The sequence below is a fragment of the Paenibacillus sp. UMB7766-LJ446 genome, assembly GCF_030226665.1.
Classification (GTDB): Bacteria; Bacillota; Bacilli; order Paenibacillales; family Paenibacillaceae; genus Paenibacillus; species Paenibacillus vandeheii.
In genome coordinates, this window is sequence record NZ_JASOYM010000004.1 from 352,065 (window position 1) to 367,792 (window position 15,728).

16 protein-coding genes are annotated in these 15,728 nt (G+C 44.0%); 13 read left to right on the plus strand and 3 right to left on the minus strand.

Translation table 11 applies throughout. The features are described from left to right. Positions 1–10: 10 nt before the first annotated feature. Complete coding sequence (locus QP794_RS12615) at positions 11–139, minus strand: DUF4023 family protein (RefSeq protein WP_285076965.1); 129 nt, start codon at positions 137–139, stop codon at positions 11–13. Between the two features lie 207 nt (positions 140–346). Here QP794_RS12615 and QP794_RS12620 point away from each other — a divergent pair, with 207 nt between their 5' ends. The 4 genes from QP794_RS12620 to QP794_RS12635 all read left to right on the plus strand — a co-directional run bounded on the left by QP794_RS12620 (position 347) and on the right by QP794_RS12635 (position 4,274). Continuing rightward, entirely contained in the window at positions 347–1,105 is a 759-nt protein-coding gene (locus QP794_RS12620; protein ID WP_285076967.1) for a TrmB family transcriptional regulator, read from the plus strand. Positions 1,106–1,210: 105 nt separating this feature from the next. Beyond that, positions 1,211–2,374 (plus strand): MFS transporter, encoded by a 1,164-nt coding sequence (locus tag QP794_RS12625; protein ID WP_285076969.1) that lies wholly within the window; start codon positions 1,211–1,213, stop codon positions 2,372–2,374. A gap of 190 nt (positions 2,375–2,564) precedes the next feature. Next, positions 2,565–3,152 carry a sugar O-acetyltransferase gene (locus tag QP794_RS12630; RefSeq protein ID WP_024628371.1) on the plus strand — a complete coding sequence of 196 codons (588 nt, stop codon included), beginning with the start codon at positions 2,565–2,567 and terminating at the stop codon, positions 3,150–3,152. A gap of 117 nt (positions 3,153–3,269) precedes the next feature. Then, on the plus strand, positions 3,270–4,274 hold the full coding sequence (locus QP794_RS12635) for an ROK family protein (protein WP_285076972.1): 1,005 nt from the start codon (positions 3,270–3,272) through the stop codon (positions 4,272–4,274). A gap of 127 nt (positions 4,275–4,401) precedes the next feature. On the opposite strand, the gene QP794_RS12640 is transcribed toward QP794_RS12635, so the two are convergent. Further along, the gene (locus QP794_RS12640; protein ID WP_094938383.1) at positions 4,402–5,835 is read right to left on the minus strand and encodes a glycoside hydrolase family 1 protein; all 1,434 of its coding nucleotides are present in this window, start codon (positions 5,833–5,835) and stop codon (positions 4,402–4,404) included. 166 nt (positions 5,836–6,001) lie between these two features. On the opposite strand from QP794_RS12640, the gene QP794_RS12645 reads away from it, so the two are divergent. The 3 genes from QP794_RS12645 to QP794_RS12655 all read left to right on the plus strand — a co-directional run bounded on the left by QP794_RS12645 (position 6,002) and on the right by QP794_RS12655 (position 8,727). Beyond that, the gene (locus tag QP794_RS12645) at positions 6,002–6,970 is read left to right on the plus strand and encodes a LacI family DNA-binding transcriptional regulator (protein ID WP_285076975.1); all 969 of its coding nucleotides are present in this window, start codon (positions 6,002–6,004) and stop codon (positions 6,968–6,970) included. Positions 6,971–7,051: 81 nt separating this feature from the next. Then, positions 7,052–8,260, plus strand: coding sequence for a macrolide family glycosyltransferase (locus QP794_RS12650; RefSeq protein ID WP_285076977.1), 1,209 nt, complete (start codon positions 7,052–7,054; stop codon positions 8,258–8,260). Between the two features lie 95 nt (positions 8,261–8,355). After that, the gene (locus tag QP794_RS12655; RefSeq protein WP_285076979.1) at positions 8,356–8,727 is read left to right on the plus strand and encodes a DUF3817 domain-containing protein; all 372 of its coding nucleotides are present in this window, start codon (positions 8,356–8,358) and stop codon (positions 8,725–8,727) included. A 121-nt stretch (positions 8,728–8,848) separates the two neighbouring features. On the opposite strand, the gene QP794_RS12660 is transcribed toward QP794_RS12655, so the two are convergent. Beyond that, entirely contained in the window at positions 8,849–8,986 is a 138-nt protein-coding gene (locus QP794_RS12660) for a hypothetical protein (protein ID WP_285076981.1), read from the minus strand. Between the two features lie 169 nt (positions 8,987–9,155). Between QP794_RS12660 and QP794_RS12665 the strand changes: the two genes are divergently transcribed. The 6 genes from QP794_RS12665 to QP794_RS12690 all read left to right on the plus strand — a co-directional run bounded on the left by QP794_RS12665 (position 9,156) and on the right by QP794_RS12690 (position 15,683). Continuing rightward, on the plus strand, positions 9,156–9,488 hold the full coding sequence (locus QP794_RS12665) for a thioredoxin family protein (protein WP_079344352.1): 333 nt from the start codon (positions 9,156–9,158) through the stop codon (positions 9,486–9,488). A gap of 75 nt (positions 9,489–9,563) precedes the next feature. Next, entirely contained in the window at positions 9,564–10,586 is a 1,023-nt protein-coding gene (locus QP794_RS12670; protein ID WP_285076983.1) for a LacI family DNA-binding transcriptional regulator, read from the plus strand. Between the two features lie 118 nt (positions 10,587–10,704). Beyond that, complete coding sequence (locus QP794_RS12675; RefSeq protein ID WP_179283052.1) at positions 10,705–11,694, plus strand: ABC transporter permease; 990 nt, start codon at positions 10,705–10,707, stop codon at positions 11,692–11,694. A 15-nt stretch (positions 11,695–11,709) separates the two neighbouring features. Beyond that, positions 11,710–12,597, plus strand: a complete 888-nt coding sequence (locus QP794_RS12680) for a carbohydrate ABC transporter permease (RefSeq protein ID WP_285076985.1) — start codon at positions 11,710–11,712, stop codon at positions 12,595–12,597. Positions 12,598–12,667: 70 nt separating this feature from the next. Further along, on the plus strand, positions 12,668–14,311 hold the full coding sequence (locus tag QP794_RS12685; RefSeq protein WP_079344355.1) for a type 2 periplasmic-binding domain-containing protein: 1,644 nt from the start codon (positions 12,668–12,670) through the stop codon (positions 14,309–14,311). A 22-nt stretch (positions 14,312–14,333) separates the two neighbouring features. Next, a complete protein-coding gene (locus QP794_RS12690; RefSeq protein WP_285076988.1) occupies positions 14,334–15,683 on the plus strand; it encodes a glycoside hydrolase family 30 protein in 1,350 nt (449 codons plus the stop codon). The last annotated feature ends 45 nt before the right edge of the window (positions 15,684–15,728 follow it).

The window sequence follows — 15,728 nt, forward strand, 5'->3', positions numbered from 1 at the left end:
CCTGTAGGCTCTACTTATTTGTGCTGTGCTGCTTCCCTGGCAATTTATCTGTTGGTGTTCCCTTGCCATTGTTTTTGTTATGACGCGCTTTCTCGGCATTTTCGTTTACCTTCTTCACAAAATCATGGGTGCTTTCCATGTTTAAGAGTACCTCCTTTAAAATTAAAATGTGCAGCCTGGATCTTAATATAACCATGGAGAGATCATTATATTTTGGAAGCTCGATCTCGACTTCATTTCACAATACAGCCATGACAGAGGCATGTGGGATAAACTGGACATGCGAAGGTAAGGCGTCTACACTGTATAGAAAGATATCAACAAGAAGGGATGGGCCGATTGGACCATGTTGCAGAAATTTGGTTTTACACAATATGAAAGTCAGGTATACGAGGCTATATTTGCGCAGGACCAACCACTGGATGCTACATCCATCGTCAATTCCTCCAATGTGCCCAAGGCCAAAATATACGAAGTGCTTAATCGGCTTATTGATAAGGGAACAGTCCTAACAACGATGCATGGGAAGAAGAAATTGTATATGGCAGTTGATCTTCAGTCCATTATCCTCAAAATAAGGGCCGACTTTGAGAAGGATATTGAGGAGTTGAAGACTTATAAAATCAAACGTTCATTCACGGATGAGCATATCTGGACATTGAAGGATGCATCATCTATTGCATCAAATATTGAACAGCTTATTGAAGAAGCCGACTCATCCATTCTTTTTCTGGCCTGGAACGAGCAAATGGACCAATACCGGGAGCTTTTGGAGCAGAAAGAGGTAGAAGGGGTACATGTAGAGGTTTTGGCTGTAGGAGGATTACAATCCTCTCTAACGCATAAATATTCGTTAATTCCCATGCTTGAGGACAGTAAACTTGAACCTTCGCAATTGATCATTGTGGATTATGCCTATCTTTTGTTTGCCGGTATTGAGCATGACTCATGGAAGGCGATCAAGACGACATCCAAACCAATTGTTAAAGCAATGACGGATTACTTCTATCATGACGTCGCACTTACTCAAATTACCAAAAAATATGGTGACCAGCTGCTTCAGGACGAAGAAATTGCACGTCTGCTGGCGCGTTTAATTTATTGAACCACGTATGGAAAAGCTATTCTTTCGGAGAATAGCTTTTTTGTATTGAAATCTTTTCTTCGTTAGGTTACTATCGTAGTTGTAACTTTCGAGGAGGATTCAAAAATGAACAAAAAAGTATATGTCCTTGCAATCGCGGCTTTTGTGGTGGGCACCGTTGAACTCATTTTAGGCGGGATTCTGGACTTGATTGCGACAGATCTTCATCTAACCTTGGCAAAAGCTGGGTATTTAATCTCCATCTTTTCACTTGTCTATGCGATATCTGCGCCTATTTTGCTAAATATGACGGCCAGATTTGAGCGTAAAAAAGTATACATGTGCACTTTATTCGTTTTTCTGATTAGCAATCTGATCTCTGCATTCAGTGCCAACTTCTATATTCTCATGGCTGGAAGAGCACTTGGAGCCGCAACGGGCTCACTAATTTTTGTCCTGTCTCTGACGCTCGCAGCTCGCATTGTGGAGCCTCAGTATAAAGGGCGTGCCGTGGGAATAATTACGATGGGAGGAAGTGCTTCACTGATTTTGGGTGTACCTATCGGAATCTTTGTGGGTAACCTCGCCGGATGGCGTGAAGTGTTTATGTTGATTGCAATTCTGACTGCAGTAGTTATGGTTGCCATTGGCATCGCCATGGAACGTGTGCAGCCGATTCCAGCCGTATCATTGAAGAAGCAGCTTGCTGCTCTATGGAATCCAAAAATGCTGGCGATCCATGTTACAACATTACTTGTGCTCGCAGGGCATTTGACGTTATATGCGTATTTCACACCATTTCTCCAGGAATCGCTGGGAGCCAGCTCAACAATGGTCACCTTTATATATATGATGTTTGGAATTGCAGCTGTGGCAGGGGGAGGAATCGGCGGTATATTATCAGATCGTCTGCACCCGGCCAAAGCCATTGTTATCGTGCTGATACCCTTTATCGTGAGCATGGCGGTTATTCCATTTAGTACTGGACTGCCTTTGATTGCTTTCTTGATCTTGCTAAGTATCTGGAGTGCGTTAAGCTGGACGGTTACCCCGGTACAGAATAGTCTGATTATCAAAACATCACCGGCAACGGCTGAAACGTTAATTAGCACCAATTCGGGGATTGCACATGCTGGCATTGCACTGGGAACCTATATTGGTGGGGTGGTTATCGAGCATTCGTCCATTATGTATACCGGATGGGTGGGATCTGTCCTGATCCTGATGGGTCTTGTGTCAGCCGTTTATGCAATTAGTCGTAAGGAGCAAACGGTTCAGGCGGCTAGATAAAGCCATTCTCTCCAGTGGATTTTGTGAAAGAACTTGATTTATTTACGTTATTTCATATAATTATTATAGCTTTATAAAGTATATTAATTTATTATATCGTACTTCTTGTCCTTGAATTCATTTAAGCGGATAACAGGTACAGAGTACGGAAAACGAGTGGCAGAAGAGCTAGCTGGAGGCACAGGAATTCATGACAGAAAAAGAGAAATCACAACTGGGACTGCTGTATAATGCGAATTACGACAAAGAATTGATCGATGAGCGTTTGTACGCGAAGGGGCTTTGTTACGAGTATAATCAGCTTCACCCAGGCAAGACCACCGAGAGAGAAGCGTTGCTCAAAACATTGCTTGGTAAAACGACGGATCGTTTCCTGATCGAGCAGCCGTTTGTATGTGACTACGGCTATAACATTGAAATTGGTGAGAATTTCTACAGTAATCATAATATCGTTATGCTGGATGGAGCCAAAATCAGTTTTGGTGACAACGTTTTTGTCGCTCCGAATTGTGGATTCTATACTGCCGGTCACCCTTATGATGTGGAACAGCGTAACGAAGGTCTTGAGATTGTAGGTCCCATCACGGTGGGCAACAATGTATGGATCGGTGGCGGCGTGACTGTTCTTGCGGGTGTGACTATTGGAGATAACACAATTATTGGGGCAGGCAGTGTAGTCACGAAAGACATTCCTTCTGATGTAATCGCTGCGGGTAATCCGTGCAGAGTTATTCGCAAAATAACGGAAGCAGACAAAATGAAGTACAGCAGAGGTTAATCACCAAGTGTATATCAACCTTCAGGATGCCCGATGTTTTTCATCGGGTGTTTTTAAACCCTTTGGAGATATTGTATAGTTACTACATCGAATAAGAAACTTTGGAGGAGGGTGCTTGTGAAAATAGCGAATGCGTATTTGATGAAAGAAATTAATATAAACCATGTACGCCAGGTCATGAAACGGGTGGAAACAGCCACCAAACCTCAACTGGCCTCCTTGACCAAGCTCAGTGTAGTAACCGTCAATTCACTGGTAAAAGAGTTATGTGATCTGGGTGAGCTGTTTGAGGATGAGACAGTCCCATCCAATGGTGGAAGACCGGCACTAACCTACCGATATAATTATGATTTCAGCTTGGCTTTGGTCATTTACATCAACGATAAGCAGGGGCAGGATCTGATCACGGCCACCGTCATTAACCTAGAGGATCGTATGGTGTTCAGAGAAGAATATACGATGCCAACCTTTGATCAGAAACACTTCTATGAAATTATTGAAAACGTGCTGGCTCAGCATGCTTCCATTAAAGTGATCGGTATCGGTATTCCGGGGCAAACCGTGAATGGAAAAATTATGGTGAGCAGTCACCAGCAGCTAGAAGGTATACGCATGATTGAAGATCTTGAAGCGCAGTTCGGATTGCCAGTAATGGTGGAAAATGATGTGAATGCTGCAATCAGCGGATATTGCGCCAAACAGGAGCTTGACGAAGATCACTGTGTCATTGGGATCTATTTTCCAACCAAATATCCTCCGGGCATGGGCATTTATCTGGACGGCAAAGTGATCAAAGGAAAACTTGGCATGGCGGGAGAAGTGAAATACCTCCCAATGGGAGTGGATTGGTATTCCTCAGTGGCAAAGGAAACGTTTATTGAAACGGTATGCAAAATGATTCAAACGGTCAATGCGATTCTTGCACCCGATAAAGTTGTAATATACCAGAAGATGGTTGAAGAAGAAGAGGTTGTTCAAGCATGGGCAATGTATCAAGCTAAGCTATCAATGCCATCTTATCCTGACATTATTCTGATCGATTCTTTTCAGGCAGATTTTGAAGCAGGAATGCGGTGGTTAACGTTGAAATCACTGGAACCGACCCTGGTCCAATTCAATTGAATCTATGGTATGAATGAATAAAAATCCCCCAGCAGAAAACAATACAAAACATGGTGTACCCAATGCTTGTCCGTATGTTCTGCTGGGGGCGAGCAGGAATGCACCTGCTTGCAATGATAGCAATTTTTTAACGTTTTAGGCTCTTACCATTACTGCTGATGATATCTTTGTACCAGTGGAATGATTTTTTGCGATACCGTTCGAGTGTTCCTGAACCATCGTCATGGCGATCAACATAGATGTAACCATAGCGTTTTTTCAATTGTGCTGACGAAGCACTGACCACATCAATACATCCCCAGGATGTATATCCCATAACTTCAACACCGTCTTCAATGGCTTCCCCGACCTGAACAAGATGATCATTCAGATACTGAATACGGTAGTCATCTTCCACTGTCTTCTCACCATCAGATCCGGTAATAAGTTCGTCCACAGCTCCCAAACCATTTTCCACAATAAAGAGTGGTTTCTGATAACGGTCATAGAACATGTTCAGAACATAGCGAAGTCCTTGCGGATCGATCTGCCATCCCCACTCACTTGCAGGCAAGTAAGGGTTAGGTATACCGCCAAGCAGATTACCTTCACCCGCAACTTGTTTGTCCGGATCAGCCGTTTGACAGATACTCATGTAATAGCTGAAGGAAATAAAGTCAACGGTATGCAGCAGCATGTCTTCGTCGCCATCTTCCATTTGAATCTGGATTCCATTTTCCCGGAAATAACGTTTCATGTATCCTGGATAACGGCCTCTTACATGCACATCTCCGAAGAAATAATTGCTATGTTCGAATTCCATTACTTTGATCATGTCATCCGGATTCGGTGTGAGCGGATAAGTCGGCATACTGAGCATCATACAGCCAATCTGCGCACCTGGAATGATCTCATGACAGAGCTTCACAGCAGAAGCACTGGCTACAAACTCATGGTGTATTGCCTGATAAAGATCCTGCTTGCTGAGCTTCTCTTTCGGTGTATAGATGCCGCCACTCATGAATGGTGCTTCCAGAATGGAATTGATTTCGTTGAATGTGAGCCAGTATTTTACTTTATTTTGATAACGTTTGAATACAGTAGTCACATAACGCTCATAGAAACCAATCATCTTCCGATTGACCCAGCCGTCATATTCCTTGGAAAGATGCAGAGGTGTCTCATAATGAGAAAGTGTGACCAGTGGTTCAATTCCGTATTGAAGACATTCGTCAAAGAGATCATCATAGAATTGAAGACCTTCTTCATTAGGTTCCAACTCATCGCCCTTAGGGAAGATGCGGGACCAGGCGATGGAAGTACGGAATACCTTGAATCCCATCTCCGCGAACAGCTTCACATCTTCTTTGTAACGATGATATAAGTCAATTCCGATCAGTTTCATGTTATCTTCAGTAGGTTCTTCAGTAATTGGACCCATGATACCTTTAGGTGCGACATCCTGGGTGGACAATCCTTTGCCACCTTGATTATATGCGCCTTCTGCCTGGTTGGCAGCAATGGCACCACCCCACAGAAAGTTCTCGGGGAAATTGAATGATGGATGTAGAGAATGACTCATACATATCGCTCCTATCGTTATGAATTCATTGTGGATGTTACATACAGCAGCACTGCATAAAAAAAGCTTAAACGTTGGAACGGGTTACACGTCAAGTTTTACTTTTTATATATTTTGAGGCAAACTGTAATTCATCATAGAAAATCAGCAAGAAAGGAGACTTCATGTGTCCAAGTTCGATGAAATTATGAAGCAGTCCGGTTACTCGAAGGCTACGGTGTCCAGAGTGATTAATCATTCACCGCATGTGAGTGACGAGGCCCGGCAGAAAATAACGGAAATCATGAAACAGCTCAACTATATACCGAATCGAAATGCCGTTTCGTTATCCACCGGACAGACGAAACAAATTGGGATTGTCACATCCGCAACCAACGAGATTATTCTTACGTTCATGAATCAATTCATTGATACCGCGATGGATTATGGATTTCAGACCTTGATTTATACTTCGCGTGGAGATAAGGAAATTGAATTGCAGGCGTTCGAGGATCTGCGGAGTAAACGGGTGGATGGACTCGTAATTATGACCTGTGTCAATCATCCCGACAAGCTGAAAGCCTATTGCGAGTATGGTCCGATTGTATCCTGGCAGCGGATGGGAAATGATGAAATTCCGTCAGTGGCCATGGATCAGGCGCATGGCTACAGGCTGGCACTTGAGCATTTGGTTTCCAAAGGGTATACACGTATTGCGAATGCCTTTGGCAGAGCAGAAAGCCTGAATACCCAGAGCCGGCGGTTAGCCTATGAATCATTTATGGCAGATAAGGGTCTGCCTGTATGGCGTGAAGCCTATCAATATTGGGTGTTTAGCTCATCTGATGGAGAAGAAGCGATGCGAAGAATGGCGAGTTGGCCAGAACTGCCTCAAGCCGTGTTATGTTCGAATGACTATGCAGCGATTGGAATTTGGTCTGAGGCACGCAAGCAGAATATACGGGTTCCCGAACAACTTGCGATTGTTGGTTTCGATGACATTGAGCTGTCCCGTGTTCTTGGAATAACAACTATACATAATCCGATTGCAGAACAGGCTACGCAGGCCTTTCATCGATTATGGGCCGTCCTTGGCAAGCAGGAGTTACAGGCTCAGCAGCTGGAATTTCAACTGATTGAGCGTTCAACTACCTAAATGCGGGGAAAAGGACGTACTCGTTTGCAAATTCTTACAAAGTGCAGGAGAAGAGCGCAGTATACCGAAGGAGTGGTCGAAATGGCGCGGGTATTATTCATTAATGGTGGATCAGAGGGACATGTCAATCCAACGATTGGGGTAGTGCAAGAGCTGGTTTCACGCGGAGAAGAGGTTGTGTACTTTACGATAGAAGCGTATCGGGAACGTATGGAGAAGACGGGCGCTATAGTTCGAACCTTTGACGATCAAAAATTCATTAAAGCCTTTATTTCAGGTGGCAGAGATTATTTGCTTGAACGGGTTAACGGTCTTTTGCTTACGGCAGATGTCGTCATTCCGAGCGTGCTTGAACAGATCAAGGGTGAACATTTTGACTACATTATCCATGATTCCATGTTTGGCTGCGGACGCTTGCTTGCGCAAATTTTGAAGCTTCCTGCTATTAATTCATGTACTTCATTTGCACAGACCGAAGAATCATTCAATCATTTGATACAACAATTTCACTTCAATGTTCCTGCGGAAATCGTCCAACCTATAAATGATAGGTTCCATAGCCTGACGATCAGATTACAGGAAAAATATGAAGTGGAGATTCCTTCTCCCTACGAAGTGTTTTGCAATCCCGCACCGCTTACCATCGTATATACAACAAGGGAATTCCAGCCTGATGGAGAAGCATTTGACCACACGTATCATTTTGTAGGACCATCCATCTTTTCGCGACTAACGCATGAAGAATTCGACCTGGCAGCAATTAAAGGGAAAAGACCGATTTACATCTCACTGGGTACAATTTTTAACCAAGCTCTTGATTTCTATAAGCTTTGTTTTGAAGTCTTTGGGAATACCAATTATACCATTGTCATGTCTGTAGGGGAGAAAACACCAATGGCTGATTTGGGAGAAATCCCGGAAAATTTCATCGTTAAACGTTATGTTCCACAAATGGATGTGTTGCAGTCTGCAAAATTATTCATCACACATGGCGGGATGAACAGTACGAATGAAGCACTATATTTCGGGGTTCCCCTAATTATACTTCCTCAAAGCGCGGATCAGCCGATCATTGCTGAGCAGGTGGCCAGCAGGGGAGCCGGCATCCGTTTATCTATGCAAACGTTGGCTGCCCGTCAGCTGCGTGAAGCGGTAGATCAAGTGTTAAACGTCTCTGCTTTCAAGACAGCTGCTGCAAATATTAGGGAGTCCTTTCAAAAATCAGGCGGTTATCATTGCGCTGTTGATGCGATTTTTGAATTTAAAAGTCAATATCTCACTCACGGGTAGTTCAGTCATCAATTATTCAAAATTGAAGCATTTTTGAACCGGAACCATGCGGTATACTGAACAAGAAGTTGCAAGAAGCTGCATCATTACATACGATGCAGCTTCAACTTGAAGCATCTTGTAACAAGTTACATATTTCACAAACTAACCGCTGGAAAGGTGAGATAGAACAGGTGAAGACAGTGACAGGTCGATTCAGAATTGCAGGCATATGGGAAGGGGTATCGTTGCTGCTGTTGATTTTTATAGCCATGCCGCTAAAATATTTTGCCGATATATCTTCCCCAGTAACCATTATGGGCATGATTCACGGCATTCTTTTTCCGCTATATCTGATTGCACTTGTGCATTTGGCAGTGGTGAAGAAATGGAAAGCTTCACGCTGGTTCATGGGATTGGTAGCCGGCTTGTTGCCTTTTGGAACATTTGTATTCGAATCCTATCTTCGCAAGAGAGACTGGACGTAAGAATCGATGAAAAGAACAATAACAGCAGGCGACCAACTCCGGAAGTTATCCGAACTGGTCGCCTGCTGTTTCTGTGCAACATCTTTTTTTGAAAGAGTGTTTTTGGAAAAGTGTGTATTGTTTATTTTACCGTGCCTTGTTGCCGATCGGATTGCAGGCTGACTCCAGTATCGCCAGAGGCGTTAGACACGGGTGCATAAGCGGAGAAGGAGGACACGACAATCAGGGCAGTGAACAGAAAAAGAACTGATTTTTTCATTGAATAACCTCTTTTCATTTGGGATGATATTCCATTTTATTGTAATCCAGGCAGGCTGTATTTGAAAAGAAAATGTTTAGCTTTAGATACGTACACATTTTGTACCGGATAAACATGCATGATAAACTATAGTTTAGCTAAAACCGCCAACAGCGGAAGGGAGTCCTCTATGAAAAAACACAGTGAGTTAACATCCATAGAAATGGTTGACGAGTTTCTTCAACAAAATGAATTGGTTTTTTTGTACGTATCTCGACCAGAGTGCAGTGTATGTCACGCATTGCTTCCTAAAATCAGGGAACTGCTTGAGGCGTACCCTATGGTATACCTGGGACACGTCGATGCGAACCAGGTGGAAGAGGTGGCGTCGAGGTTTTTAATTTTTACAGTCCCGACAATGATCATGTTTGTAGAGCAAAAAGAATATATTCGAGCAGATCGTTTTGTACGCTTTGATCGATTGGAAGAGCAGTTACAACAGATTTATCGGATGTATTCATAAAAGTGTTGTATTGAAAACGGTTTTATGCTAATTTAAAATATATAAAAACGTTTTTATAGCAAAGGAACAAATATTATGGGAAAGATTACAATTAAAGATGTTGCAAGGGAAGCCGGTGTATCCATTTCTACGGTTTCCAACGCCTTGAACGGCGTGGATGTCTTGAACCCGGAGACGAAGTCGCATGTCCTGAAGGTAGCAGAGCGTTTAAACTACGTCCCCAACCTGAACGGCAAGCTGCTGAAGTCCGGACAAACCAAAATGCTGGGCTTTTTCACCACAAGTGTGTCGGGTCCGTATTTTTATAAGCTGGTTGAATCCATGTCTCGCGAATGCGATCGTCTGGGTTACGGGCTGAATGTATTTGTGACCAAGGATAAGCAGGTCATTATGAGTAATATTCTGGGACGGCGTGTGGATGGTGTTATCATCTACGAAGAGCTGCGGATTGATGAGCAGGATATTGTCGCTATGGAGAAAGACAAGATCAAGGCCGTATTTTTGGATCGGGTCTATCAGAGCGATACGATGGGAAGCGTCATTTTTGACTCCTATGTGGCGGGTTACGAAGCGACCAAGTATTTAATTGGACTGGGTCACAAGAAAATCGCCTACATTTCCGGCGTGGACACTATGTTTGATAGTAATCAGCGTAGAGATGGATATCTGGCCGCTTTGCGTGAATACCAGCTTCCGCTGGATGATGATTACATCCTACAAGGGTATTTTGAGGAAGAGGGCACCTACAGTGCTGTAAAATCTTTTCTTCATCTGCATCCTGCCAAGCTGCCTGATGCTTTTCTTGCAGGAAATGATGTGAGTGCAATTGGCTGCATCCATGCATTGAAGTCGCACGGCTTTGAGGTTCCTCAGGATGTAAGTGTAGTAGGCTTCGATGATATTGATATTGCCCAATATTTTTCCCCGCCATTGAGTACCGTAAGAAATCAGATTGCGAGGCAGGGTATACTTGCGATCAACCACCTGGTTCGCATGATCAAGAAGAAGGAACATGGAGTTTCACAAAAATTGGCGGGTGAACTTATTATACGGGGTTCAAGTCATGTGAAGATCGACCGGAGTGATTATTTAACCTAACGTATTCAATCATTTCCGGTCTTTTTTTAATGATAGAATTGAGATCAGGGGGTTTTTTTGCTGAAAAATAAAAACGTTTTTATGAAGAAATGCTTAAGTTGGAGGGGAGCAAAAGAGCGTGAGTAAATTAGCCGTAGAGACGTCAACCGGTAAAAAGCCTGTAAGGCCGGGAGGAAGGAAACCGATCGGACAAAGAATGAAAGAGTTCGTCATCGATTACCGAAGACAATGGGAAATTCAATCGATGATTATACCCGGCATCATTTTTATGATTATTTTTTGTTACATTCCGATCTATGGATTGACGATTGCCTTCAAAAATTACACCGTCATTGATACACTGTCTAGCGCACCTTGGGTCGGGTTGGAAAATTTCAGAATTATTATGTCAGACAAATACTTTTGGGATGCTGTAGTTAATACGCTGGGGATCAGCTTTTTGAAATTGGGTATTGGATTCGTTATTCCGATTATTCTGGCAATCATGATCTATGAATTAAGCAGCGGACGCTTCAAAAAGTTTGTGCAAACGATTTCATATCTACCTCACTTTCTGTCCTGGATCGTACTGGGCGGTATGTTAATCACCTGGTTCTCAACAACGGGATTATTTAATCAGCTGCTTCTCAGCTTGGGAGTCATCTCGCAACCGCAAAACATTTTGCTGGATGCAGGGAAGTATTGGTGGATTGCAGTCTTATCCGATATTTGGAAAGAGGCCGGCTGGGGAACGATTCTGTATTTGGCGATTATGTCGAAGATTGATCCTACGTATTATGAGGCAGCCAAAATTGATGGTGCAAGTCGTCTCAGACAAATCTGGAATATTACATTGCCCAACATGAAGTCCATTATTAGCCTTAACCTGATTCTTACTGTAAGCGGTTTACTTGGTTCCAATCTGGACCAGACGCTGGTTCTGATGAACTCGCAGAACCGTGACAAAGCCGAAGTTATCAATTCGTATGTATATCGTATGGGGATGTCACAGGGTGACTTTTCGTATGCTACCGCGGTTGGTCTGGGCGTCTCGATCGTGTCCGTTATTCTGCTGGTCACCGCGAACAAAATTACAAGCAAATTAAACGATAATCAATCTGTGCTGTAGAAGGGGGCATCCCGTGTGAATGGAAAGGCGGCTAAAGAAGATCTTGATAGTCGGATCTTTGATACCTTAAATATTATTTTGCTCGTTATTTGTACTGTTGTTATTATAGTCCCGCTCTGGAATGTCATCATCTCTTCTTTTAGCTCAGGCAAAGCTTTGGCGGAAGGCGGGTTCATCTTCTGGTCACCGGAGTTCTCGCTGGAGAATTACAGAGCCGTGTTCAACGATTCGAACATCTGGCAAGCGTTCTTCATCTCGGTTTCCAAAACAACCATCGGCGTTGTTACACACGTGTTCTTCTGTGCCATGGTCGGCTACGGTCTGAGCAAAAAGTACATACGTGGTCGTAAACTGTACGTTGCCATGGGTGTTATCACAATGTTCTTCTCTGGTGGAATGATTCCAACGTATTTATTGATCAAATCACTCGGCCTGCTCAACAGCTTCTGGGTGTACATTATTCCGGCTTTGTTCAGCTTTTATGATGTCGTCATTCTGATGAATTTCTTCCGGAATGTCCCGGATTCTCTGGAGGAGTCAGCCAAAATTGATGGTGCAGGGGATTGGCATATCTTCCTGAAAATCTTTATCCCGCTGTCCATGCCAGCCATGGCGACCATCGCACTGTTCAATGGGGTGGGACAGTGGAATGACTTTATGACAACCAAGTTGTACATTACCGATCAGTCACTGTATCCACTGCAAATGATGCTGTACGAAATTATCGTTCAGTCCCAGACGCAATCGATGCAAAATATCGGCGGCTCGGCAGTCATTGAAACAACGACTAAAGGGGTACAACTAGCCACGATTGTTATTACCACACTGCCGATCGTACTGATCTATCCCGTCCTTCAAAGGTACTTTATCTCGGGTATGATGCTGGGAGCGGTCAAGGAGTAAGAGGCATCAAGGTACATTAAAAAGTTCGCTCTATTCCATATTTCTCACCTAACTTTAAGGAGGAAACAATATGTTCAAAATGAATAAGGCAGCAGGCAAAAAAGGAGTTAAACTGTGCGCGGCATTGCTGACAGCAGTGATCATGATTACAGGCTGCAGTAGTGGTTCAGGGGGTTCGAGCGAAGGGAACTGGGTTTCCATTGAAGATCGCTATACCGTCGATCCGGAAAAACCAGCCTGGCAGCTGGATAAAAAGGAAGAGGTTACAGACCTGACCTGGTACGTTAATGCGGACTGGTGGAACACGGATTTTGGCAAAGACATTGTGACCAAGAAGATCAAAGAAGACTTAAACATCAACATCAAATTCATTACAGGTGATGATACGAAATTAAACACGTTCTTTGCCGGTGGTGACATGCCTGACCTGCTGACCGTGTTTGACTCCAACTCCCCGGTGGTGCAAAAAGCTGCAACCTGGGCTATGCCGCTGAATGATCTTGCGGAAAAATATGATCCATACTTTAACAAGGTAGCTGCTGCCGACACGCTGAACTGGTTCCAGTTAGCTGATGGCAAGACGTATGGCTATCCAAACTATTCCAATACGCAAGCCGATTATGATAGCGGTAACATTCCGGCCAAAACAGCATTTATCATCCGTAAGGATGTATACGAAGCTATCGGAAGTCCTGTCATGGGAACGCCAGAGGAATTCGAAAGTGTGATGAAACAGATCAAGGAAAAGTTCCCAACGCTGATTCCATTTGGTTTTAACTCCATCGGTGAAGGCACAGGTTCACTCGGAGACGTATTGCAGGATTTCATTGGCGTGCCGCTTGAAACTGCAAATGGAGAATTCTACGATCGCAATCAGGATGAAGATTATCTTACATGGCTGAAGACGTTAAATAAGGTATACAGAGACGGAAACATTAGTGATGACAGCTTTGCTGATGATGGTACGGCCTTTGAGGAAAAAGTAAAATCCGGGAAATATGCAACGATGCTGCTGGATGGAACTCCTCAACAGGGAGGAAATCTGCAAATTTATCTGAGTGCCAATGAAGGCAAAGAGTATGTTGCCATTGATGGACCGCAAAGCACCAAGGGCAATGCACCGACACTTAATCAATCCGGTATTACAGGCTGGATGATCAACTTCATCTCCAAGGATGCCAAAGATCCGGCCAAAGCGATTCAAATTTATACGTATCTCCTTAGTGAAGAAGGTCAGCTTCTGATGAACTATGGTATTGAAGGCGAGACGTATCAAAAGAATGCCGATGGTACGGTTGAGCTGCTGCCAGCTGTGAAAGACCTGCAGCTGCACAATGCGGACAAATTCAAGAAGGAATACCGGATGGGTGAATTCATGTTCTTTGGTCATGACCGTCACAAAGCGCTGAGTGCGGATGCTTTCCCGGAAGCTATTAAACAAATGCAAGAGTGGGGTAAAGGAAAGCTGAAACCACACTTCATTCTCGAGAATATTAGTCCGAATCAAGGAACACCTGAAGCACGTGCGTTGTCTGCGATCAACGCCAAGTGGAACTCCACACTGGTAAGCATGGTACGTGCCAAGGACGATGCCTCGTTTGACAATGCACTTGCCGCTTACAAGTCATTCTTGGGTGATAACCGTTGGGATGACATCGTGAAGGTACGTAGTGAGAAGATGAAACTGAATAAAGAGAAATTGGGTATCCAATAAGAGGATTGTGGAGGGAAAGCATATGACGAAATTGAAAATGTACAAATCTACGGGAGAAGATGCATTGTTTGTATCCGTATCCCCAGATCAATTACAACCGCAAGACTCCGGTTCGGAGACAACGACAATCCTTCTGGATGATCAGCAAACATATCAGGAGATGGATGGTTTCGGGGCTTCTTTTACCGATTCATCTGCCTATCTGATCAACCAGATATTAAGCGAAGAGCAGAGAGCTGAAGTCATGACCCGGTTGTTCCATCCCGAGGAAGGCATTGGATTGTCGGTCATTCGTAATCCGATGGGAGCTTCAGACTATGCGAGAACGGTGTACAGCTATAATGATCTGCCAGCAAACCAAACGGACCCGGAATGTTCCGGGTTCAGCATTGCACACGATGAAGCGGATGTTATTCCTTTGACCCAAAAGGCGTTGGAGTTGAATCCGGATCTGAAGCTGTTCGCTTCACCATGGAGCGCCCCGGGCTGGATGAAAACAAGTGGCTCCATGATTACAGGTCAATTAAAGAATGAGTGGTATCCGGCATATGCGGAGTATTTTGTGAAGTATATCCAAGCCTACGCTTCGCATGGATTACCTATCCATGCCGTGACACCACAGAATGAAGCACTTTATGAACCGGGTCATTATCCCGGCATGTTGATGCCAGCAGAAGCACAAGCAGACTTTATCAAGAATCATCTGAAGCCTGCTTTGGACAGAAATGATATTCAGTCCAAAATCCTCTGTTATGATCACAACTGGGATCGTCCGGATTATCCGCTGACCGTGCTTGAAGAGGCGGGAGAAGAGGTAGATGGAGTGGCTTGGCACTGGTATGGAGGCGAAGCCTCGGCTCAAACGAAGGTGTATGAAGCCTTTGCCGGTAAAGAGGTGCACTTCACCGAAGGATCAGGTGGGGAGTGGATTCCTCCATTCGAACAGGCCTTCTCCAATGTAATCAGAACAGGTATTGAGATTCTTCGCAATTACAGCAAATCTTTTGTACTCTGGAATATGGCACTTGATGAGAACAACGGCCCTACTGTTCCTGGCTTCGGGAAAAGTACATGTCGTGGCATTGTGAAGGTCAACCAGCAAACTAAAGAGCTTACGTATACTCTCGATTATTATGCTCTGGCTCATTTCAGTGCCTTGATTCGTCCCAAAGCGGTACGTATTGACTCTTCCTCCAATGAGGCATCCATTCGTTCTGTAGCCTTCAAAAATACAGATGGTTCGATTGCCGTTGTGCTTTTCAATGACGGAGAAGAGACAGGAAATGTACAGGTTCAGCTAAAAGAAGAGGATCTGTTAAGTTTCCAACTGGAGTCCAAGAGTGCATTGTCCATTTTGATCAACCAAGAGTAGAGTAATGCAGTGTTCCCCCAGCTCGGCGGGAAGTAGTTCTAACAG